Origin of the sequence: Jatrophihabitans sp. (genome assembly GCF_036000465.1) — a bacterium.
Classification (GTDB): Bacteria; Actinomycetota; Actinomycetes; order Mycobacteriales; family Jatrophihabitantaceae; genus Jatrophihabitans.
The window spans coordinates 270,907-279,449 of record NZ_DASYFV010000013.1; the positions used below are offsets into that span (position 1 = coordinate 270,907).

At 71.8% G+C, this 8,543-nt stretch carries 6 protein-coding genes; 3 read left to right on the forward strand and 3 right to left on the reverse strand.

Annotated features, from left to right (window positions below; genetic code table 11):
- Window positions 1-9: 9 nt before the first annotated feature.
- Together VGN18_RS05670 and glmS are read right to left on the reverse strand one after the other, a co-directional pair.
- The gene (locus VGN18_RS05670) at window positions 10-1,038 is read right to left on the reverse strand and encodes an NAD(P)/FAD-dependent oxidoreductase (RefSeq protein WP_327538680.1); all 1,029 of its coding nucleotides are present in this window, start codon (window positions 1,036-1,038) and stop codon (window positions 10-12) included.
- A gap of 21 nt (window positions 1,039-1,059) precedes the next feature.
- Entirely contained in the window at window positions 1,060-2,916 is a 1,857-nt protein-coding gene (gene glmS, locus VGN18_RS05675; protein WP_327538681.1) for a glutamine--fructose-6-phosphate transaminase (isomerizing), read from the reverse strand.
- Between the two features lie 51 nt (window positions 2,917-2,967).
- Between glmS and VGN18_RS05680 the strand changes: the two genes are divergently transcribed.
- The 3 genes from VGN18_RS05680 to VGN18_RS05690 all read left to right on the forward strand — a co-directional run bounded on the left by VGN18_RS05680 (window position 2,968) and on the right by VGN18_RS05690 (window position 7,197).
- Window positions 2,968-3,975, forward strand: a complete 1,008-nt coding sequence (locus VGN18_RS05680) for an MBL fold metallo-hydrolase (RefSeq protein WP_327538682.1) — start codon at window positions 2,968-2,970, stop codon at window positions 3,973-3,975.
- A 104-nt stretch (window positions 3,976-4,079) separates the two neighbouring features.
- Complete coding sequence (locus tag VGN18_RS05685) at window positions 4,080-5,180, forward strand: PAS domain-containing sensor histidine kinase (RefSeq protein ID WP_327538683.1); 1,101 nt, start codon at window positions 4,080-4,082, stop codon at window positions 5,178-5,180.
- Window positions 5,173-7,197 carry a response regulator gene (locus VGN18_RS05690; RefSeq protein WP_327538684.1) on the forward strand — a complete coding sequence of 675 codons (2,025 nt, stop codon included), beginning with the start codon at window positions 5,173-5,175 and terminating at the stop codon, window positions 7,195-7,197. Before VGN18_RS05685 ends, VGN18_RS05690 begins: the two co-directional genes overlap by 8 nt.
- A gap of 3 nt (window positions 7,198-7,200) precedes the next feature.
- On the opposite strand, the gene glmM is transcribed toward VGN18_RS05690, so the two are convergent.
- Window positions 7,201-8,532 (reverse strand): phosphoglucosamine mutase, encoded by a 1,332-nt coding sequence (gene glmM, locus VGN18_RS05695; RefSeq protein ID WP_349259843.1) that lies wholly within the window; start codon window positions 8,530-8,532, stop codon window positions 7,201-7,203.
- Between the last annotated feature and the right edge of the window lie 11 nt (window positions 8,533-8,543).

The window sequence follows — 8,543 nt, forward strand, 5'->3', positions numbered from 1 at the left end:
CGAGGGGTGTCAGGCCGTCGGCGAACCGGCAGCAGCGGGCTCGCCCGGCGCCGGCGCGTAGTCGGACAGGTGGCCGGGGAACGCCGACTTGCCCGGGTTGAGGTACGCGAACGCGTTGTTGACCGCGGTCGCGACCTCGCCGAAGCCGGTGGCGATCAGCTTCACCTTGCCGTCGTAGTCGACGATGTCGCCCGCTGCGTAGATGCCCGGCACCGACGTGCTGCCCTTCGTGTCGACCATGATCTGGCGCTTCTCGATGTGGATGCCCCACTCCATCAGCGGGCCGAGGTTCGCGGTGAAGCCGAGGGCGGCGATGAGCTTGTCGCACGGCAGCGTCACCGGGTCGTCCTGGCCCTTGACCGCGATGTCGACCTCGGTGACGTCGGGGTCACCCCGCACCGCCGACACCTGCGCGTCGGTGAGGATCCGCACCGACGACGACTTGAGCAGCTCGACCGAGTGCTGGTGGGCCCGGAACTCGGCGCGACGGTGCACGACCGCGACCGACTTCGCGATCGGTTCGAGCATCAGGGCCCAGTCGAGCGCCGAGTCGCCGCCGCCGACGACCACGATGTGCTGGTTCTCGTACGCCTTGGGGTCGGGGACGAAGTGCACCAGCCCGCGGCCGAGGTACTCGCCGCCGGTGGGCAGCGGGCGGGGTGTGAAGGTGCCGATGCCGCCGGTGATGACGATGGCCTTGCACTCGATGCGGTGCCCGGTCGCGGTGGTGACCGCGAAGCCGCCGTCGCCGCGCTCCAGCCCGACCGCCTGATGGCCGAGCATGTAGTGCGGATTGAACGGCGCGGCCTGGGCCAGCAGCTGTTCGACCAGCTCGCGGCCCTTGATGGCCGGGAAGCCGGCGACGTCGAAGATGGCCTTCTCCGGGTACATCGCGGTGATCTGGCCGCCCGGTTCCTCCAGCGAGTCGAGCACGGCTGTACTCATCAACCGCACGCCCGCGTAGTACGCGCCGAACAGGCCCACCGGCCCGGCGCCGACGATCAACAGGTCGACCGAATTCGTTGAGGCCCCAGTCACAGCGCGGAGCCTAACCGACCGCTACTCGACGGTGACGGACTTCGCCAGGTTGCGCGGCTTGTCGACGTCGTACCCGCGAGCCTGGGCGATCTCGGCGGCCAGGACCTGAAGCGGCACGGTCGTCACGAAGGGCGACAGCAGCGTCGGCACCCGCGGCACCTCGATGAAGTGGTCGGCGTGCCGGCGGGCGGCCGTGTCGTCGGCTTCGGAGATGACGATCGTCCGCGCCCCCCGCGCCTTGATCTCGGCGACGTTGGACAGCATCTTCTGGTGCAGCACCGGACGCCCGGACAGCGACGGCATCACCACCACGACCGGCAGACCCTCCTCGATCAGCGCGATCGGGCCGTGCTTGAGCTCGCCGGCCGGGAACCCCTCGGCGTGCATGTAGGCGAGCTCCTTGAGCTTGAGCGCGCCCTCGAGCGCCACCGGGTAGCCGACGTGCCGGCCGAGGAACAGGATGGCCTTCGAGTCGGCGATCTCGCGGGCCAGTTCCCGCACCGGCTCGACCACCTTGAGCACCGCGGCGATGGCGTCGGGCATCGACAGGAGCGCCTCGTACTCGCGGGTGACCTCGTCGCCGTACTTCGTGCCGCGGGCCTGCGCCAGCGCGAGCCCGACCAGCTCGACCGCCGCCACCTGCGCGGTGAAGGTCTTCGTCGCCGCCACCCCGATCTCGGGCCCGGCGTGCGTGTAGAGCACGGCGTCGGACTCGCGCGGGATCTGGGCGCCGTTGGTGTTGCAGATCGCCAGCACCTTGGCCCGCTGCTCGCGGGCGTGCCGGACGGCCTCCAGGGTGTCGGCCGACTCGCCCGACTGGCTGATCGCGACGACCAGCGTCTGCCGGTCGAGGACCGGGTCGCGGTAGCGGAACTCCGAGGCCATCTCGACCTCGACCGGCACGCGCGTCCAGTGCTCGATGGCCTGCTTGCCGATCAGCCCGGCGTGGTAGGAGGTGCCGCAGGCGACGATGAAGACCTTGTCGACGTCGCGCAGCTCCTGCTGGTCGAGGCGCTGCTCGTCCAGCACGATGTGGCCGTCGATCAGGTGACCCAGGAGCGTGTCGCGCACCGCGGTCGGCTGCTCCTCGATCTCCTTGAGCATGAAGTAGTCGTAGCCGCCCTTCTCGGCGGCGGTGAGATCCCAGTCGATGTGGAAGTGGGCGCCGTCCGCGGGCGTGCCGTCGAAGTGGGTGATCGTGTACCCGTCGCGCCGGATCTCGACGACCTGGTCCTGGCCGAGCTCGACGGCCTCGCGGGTGAACTCGATGAACGCGGCGACGTCGCTGCCGAGGAACGTCTCGCCGTCACCGACGCCGAGCACGAGCGGCGAGTTGCGCCGGGCGGCCACGACGACGTCGGGGGCCTCGGCGTCGAGCAGGACGAGGGTGAAGGCGCCCTTCAGCCGTCGGCACACCGCGCGCAGGGCGTCGGCGGGTGAGCCGCCCAGCGAGCGCAGGTGGGCCGAGACGAGGTGGGCGACGACCTCGGTGTCCGTCTCGCTCTCGAACTCGACGCCCGTTGCCTCGAGCTCGCTGCGCAGCTCGGCGAAGTTCTCGATGATCCCGTTGTGGACGATGGCCACCCGGCCGGTGGAGTCCGTGTGCGGGTGCGCGTTGCGGTCGTTCGGCGCCCCGTGCGTCGCCCAGCGGGTGTGGCCCATCGCGGTGTGACCGGCCAGCGAGCCGCTGTCGGCCTCGGCCGCGATGACCTTGTCCAGGTTCTCGATGCGACCGGCCTTCTTGGCCACCCGCAGCCCGTCCGGGCCGATCACGGCGACGCCCGACGAGTCGTAACCGCGGTACTCGAGCCGACGCAGCCCCTCGACGACGACGTCCAGAGCCGGTCTGGGTCCTACGTAGCCCACGATGCCGCACATGGTGGACAGCCTAACGGCGGCCCGGGCCCGGGCATGCCATAGCGTGCAGGGATGGTCGATCGCCACGCGTGGGAGGAACCGGGCGCGTTCGAGGAGCTGCCCGGCGTCTTCCGCATTCCGCTCCCCCTGCCCGGCGACGCGCTGAAGGCGGTCAACGTCTACGCCATCGTCGACGACGACAAGGTCGTGCTGGTCGACAGCGGGTGGGCGATGGCCGAGTCGCAGGACCTGCTGGGCCGCTCGCTCGATTCGATCGGGTTCGGGCTGGGCGACATCCGCGAGTTCCTCGTCACCCACGTGCACCGCGACCATTACACCCAGGCCGTGGCGATCCGCCGCACCTACGGCACCTCGGTCTCCCTGGGCGAGGGCGAGCGGATCAGCCTCGAAGCCATCCACACCATCTCGGCCCACCCGGACATCGCGAACCTGCACGCCGCCGGCGCCCTCGGCCTGTCGCAGGTGATCGCCGGCTGGCAGGGCGACCGGGACCTGACCGACTGGGCCGCGCCCGACCGGTGGCTCGACGACGGGCTCGAGCTCCCGCTGCACTCGCGCACCCTGCGCGTGATCGCCACGCCGGGCCACACCCAGGGCCACGTCGTGTTCCACGACCCGCAGCACCAGGCCCTGTTCGCCGGCGACCACGTGCTGCCGCACATCACGCCGTCCATCGGCGTCGAGCTCGAGCGGGCGCCGTCCCCGCTGCGCGACTACCTGTCCTCGCTCCAGCTCATCCGGGCCCTCCCCGACACCCGCCTGCTGCCGGCGCACGGCCCGGTCACGGCGTCGACCGCCGATCGCATCGACGAGCTGCTCCGCCACCACGAGGAGCGGCTGACCGAGACGGGCAAGGCGGTCGAGGCGGGGGCGACATCCGGGTTCGAGGTCGCCAACATCCTGACCTGGACGCGGCGCGGACGGCACTTCGACGAGCTGGACACCTTCAACCAGATCCTCGCGACCCACGAGACGATGGCCCACCTCGAGGTGCTGGTCGAGCGGGGCTGGCTGCGCCGCGACACCGTCGACGGGATCGTGCGCTTCGCGCGGGCCTGAGCGCCCGCGGGCCAGGTCGGAAGACTCTGGGGCCGGCGTTAGCCCGCCGTTAGCTTGAGGGGACACCGAACTCGATATGAGCCCGGTGGTCCTGGAGGCTGCGCGTGTCGCTCGACCTGGCCCAGCTCGCGGCCGGCCTGCTCGAGGCCGCGCCGGACGCGATCGTCGGGGTCGACGAACAGGGCGCCATCGTCCTGGTCAACGCCCAGGCCGAACGCGTCTTCGGCTACCCGCGCGGGGAGCTCCTCGGCCAACGACTCGAACTGTTGGTGCCGAGCTCGGCCCGCGAGCTGCACCCGAAGCACCGCCGCGCCTACGTCGACGATCCGGTCCCCCGGCCGATGGGCGCCGGGCTGTCGCTCGCCGGACGCCGCCGCGACGGCACCGAGTTCCCGGCCGAGATCTCCCTGTCGGCGATCCACACCCGTGACGGTGTGGTCGTCACGGCGGCCGTCCGCGATGTCACCGACCGGCTGCGCATCGAGCGGGAACTGCGCGACAAGAACGCCGAACTCGAGCGGCTCGGCAAGGCGAAGGACGCGTTCTTCGCCAGCATGAGCCACGAGCTGCGCACGCCGCTCAACGCGATCATCGGCTTCACCAGCACCCTGCTGATGGAGCTGCCCGGCCCGCTGAACGAGGAGCAGGCCCGCCAGCTGCGCACCGTCGAGCACAGCGGACGGCACCTGCTCGCGATCATCAACGACATCCTCGACCTCGCCCGCATCGAGTCGGGCGCGGTCGAGGTGACCCTCGAACATCTCGACTGCGGCGAGGTGGTCGACAGCGTGACCTCCTCGCTGCGCCCGCTCGCCGTCGAACGCGGCCTCGACCTCGTCGTCACCCGCCCGGCCGAGCCGGTCGTGGCCGTCGCCGACGCCCGCGCCCTCGGCCAGATCCTGATCAACCTCGTCGGCAACGCCATCAAGTTCACCGATGTCGGACGGGTCGAGGTCACGGTGACCCGGGACGCCGACGGTCCGGCCATCGCGGTCCGCGACACCGGCCCCGGCATCGGCGATGCCGACCTGCACCGCATCTTCAACGCCTTCGAGCGCGGCGGCCGGGCCGCGTCGAGCATCAAGGAGGGCACCGGGCTCGGGCTCTACATCTCGCACAAGCTGGCCGAGCTCATCGGCGCCGAGGTCAGCGTCGACACCGACGACGGCGCCGGCACGACCTTCACCGTCCGGCTCGATGGCTAAGGTCCTCGTCGTCGACGACGACGCCGCGAACCGGGATCTCGTCGCCACCCTGCTCGGTTACCGCAAGCACGAGGTGGTCGAGGCGTCCGACGGGGCGCAGGGCCTCGCGGTCGCCCGGCGGGAGTCGCCCGACCTCGTCATCACCGACCTGCTCATGCCGGTGATGGACGGTTACGAGCTCATCCGCGAGATGCGCGCCGACGCCGCCCTGGCGAGCACGCCGGCCATCTTCTACACCGCGAACTACCTCGAGAACGAGGTCCGCCCGTTCGCGAAGACTCTCGGAGTCGGGCACATCGTGTCCAAGCCGATCGACCCGCAGCACCTGCTCCGCACGGTCGACGAGGCGCTGCTGGACCGCGTGACGACGCACCTCGTGCCGCGAGAGGCGTTCGCCCGGGAGCACCAACGCACGCTCAGCGCCAAGCTGATCGACAAGGTGCACCAGCTCGAACGCGCCGAGGCCGCGCTGCGCGAGAGCGAGTCCCGGTTCCGGTCACTGGCCGAGTTCTCCCCCGTCGGCATCTGTTCGATGACCCCCGAGGGCGCGATCACCTACGCCAACCCGCGGATGGTCGAGATCTGCGGCGGGGTCGACGGCGACATGGACACGGTCCGCTGGGGCACGCTGGCCCGGCCCGACGACCGCGACCGCGTGCTCGCCGCTGTCGCCCGCGCGATCGACACCGGAACCCCTCAGATCGAGCGAGCCTGCCTGGAGCTGCCGGACACCCGGCCGCGCTGGGTCCAGATGTGGCTCGCGCCGGTCGACGACCAGTCCGGGCAGCCCGGCATCGTCGCCGCGGTCGAGGACGTCACCGCCGTCGTCGAGGCCCAGCACCGGCGCGAGGAACTCGAGCAGCGGCTGCGCACGTCGGACCGCCTGGAGAGCCTGGGCGAGCTCGCCGCCGGCATCGCCCACGACTTCAACAACCTGCTCTCGGTCATCGTGAACTACTCGGAGTTCTTGGCCCTCGGCCTGGACGAGGTCACCGACCGGATCGGCGCCGAGGCGGCCGAGCAGCTGCGGGCCGACACCGCCGTCATCCACAGCGCCGCCGACCGCGCGGCCGACCTGACCCGCCGGCTGCTCGTCTTCGCCCGGCGCGACACCGTGCGCACCGAACTGGTCGACGTGAACGCGGTCGCGCGCGAGTCGATCTCACTGCTCGCCCGCACCATCGGCGGTCACATCACGATCGTCGACGAGCTGGACGCGGCCCCGCACCAGGTGATCGCCGACCGCACCCAGATCGAGCAGGTGATCATGAACCTGATCGTCAACGCCCGCGACGCCATCACCATGCGCGGCACGGTCACCGTCACCACCGAGATCGTCGACGTCGACGAGACGACGCCCGGGGAGCCCCGACCCGGCCGGTACACGCGGTTGCGCGTACGCGACGACGGCGCCGGCATGGACGCCGACACCCGGGTCCGGGTCTTCGAACCGTTCTTCACCACCAAACCCATCGGCAAGGGCACCGGCCTCGGCCTGTCGACGGTCTACGGCGTCGTCACCCGCCTCGGCGGCAGCGTCGCGATCGATTCCGCGCCGGGCTGCGGCACCACCGTGTCGGTCTACCTGCCGCTCGCCGTCGACGCCGTCCCCGAACCCGTCGAGCCGGCGCCGGACTCGGCCCCGAACGGCGCGGGCGAGGTCGTGCTCGTCTGCGACGACCACCCCGAGGTCGTCGCCATGGCCGCCCGCGCGCTGGCCGCGCACGGCTATCAGCCGGTGGTGGTCGAGCGCCCGGCCCTGGCCGTGGAACTGCTCGACGGCCCGCAGCCGGTGGACCTGCTGCTCACCGAGGTCGTCATGTCGGAGATGTCCGGCCGCGAACTCGCGGACCGGGCGCGGGCGAACCGGCCGGACCTGCCGGTGCTGTTCATGTCCGGTTACGCCGGTGACGTACTCGACCCGGCGTCGGAGGCCGCCCGCGAACTGCTGCTGAAGCCGTTCACCCGGACAGCGCTGCTCGAGGCGGTCGGCCGCCGGTTGCGCAGCGCAGGCTGATCGTCAGGCCGCGCCGACCACGGCGGCGAGCCGCTGCGCGATCGTGTCGGCCTGCTGCTGGGTACCGGCCTCGACCATGACTCGGACGAGCTGCTCGGTGCCCGACGGGCGAAGCAGCACGCGCCCGCTGTCGCCGAGTTCAAGCTCGGCGTCGCCGACCGCGGCGGCCACGGTGGCCGAGGCGGCAACGGTGTCCCGGTCGCCCACCTTGACGTTGATCAGCGTCTGCGGCAGGCGGTGCACGACGGAGGCGAGGTCGGCCAGCGAGGAGCCGGTCGTGACCATGCGGGCCATCACGTGCAGGGCGGTGAGCAGGCCGTCGCCGGTGGTGGACGAGTCGGCGAACACGATGTGCCCGCTCTGCTCGCCGCCCAGGCTCAGCCCCTTGGCCCGCAGCGCCTCGAGCACGTAGCGGTCGCCGACCGCGGTCGTGAGCACCTCGATGCCGGCGTCGCGCATGGCGTGGTGGAAGCCGAGGTTGCTCATGACGGTGGCGACGACGGTGTCGGCGTGCAGCGTGCCGTTGTCGCGCAGGGCGAGGGCGCAGATGGCCAGCAGCTGGTCGCCGTCGACGACGGTGCCGCCGGCGTCGACGGCCAGGCAGCGGTCGGCGTCACCGTCGTGGGCGATGCCGAGGTCGGCGCCGGTACGGCGCACGGCCTCGACCAGGCCGTCGAGGTGGGTGGAGCCGACGCCGTCGTTGATGTTCAGGCCGTCGGGGTCCGCCGCGAGGGTGGTGACCTGCGCGCCGGCCCCGCGGTAGATCTCGGGGGCGACGAACGAGGCGGCACCGTGCGCGCAGTCGACGACGACGTGCAGGCCGTCGAGACGGGTCGGCTGGGCGTTGAGCAGGTGCGCGCCGTAGCGCTCGGCGGCGTCGTCGGCCGCCCGCAGCCGGCCGATCAGTGCGCCGGTCGGGCGCCGCGACGGGCCGGCGGCGACCGCGGCCTCGATCTCGGCCTCGATGTCGTCGGGCAGCTTGTGCCCGCCCTGCGCGAACAGCTTGATGCCGTTGTCGGGCATCGGGTTGTGCGACGCCGACAGCACGACCCCGATGTCGGCGCCGTAGGACGCCGTCAGCAGCGCGACGGCCGGGGTCGGCAGCACGCCGACCAGCAGCACGTCGGCGCCGGCCGAGGTGAGGCCGGCGACGACCGCAGCTTCGAGCATCTCGCCGCTGGCGCGGGGATCGCGCCCGACGACCGCGACCGGGCGGTGTGACGCGTCGTGCGCCACGAGCACCCGGGCGGCCGCGCCGGCGACGGCGAGCGCGAGTTCCGGGGTCAGGTCGCCGTTGGCCAGACCCCGGACCCCATCGGTCCCGAAAAGACCCACGGGATTTAGCG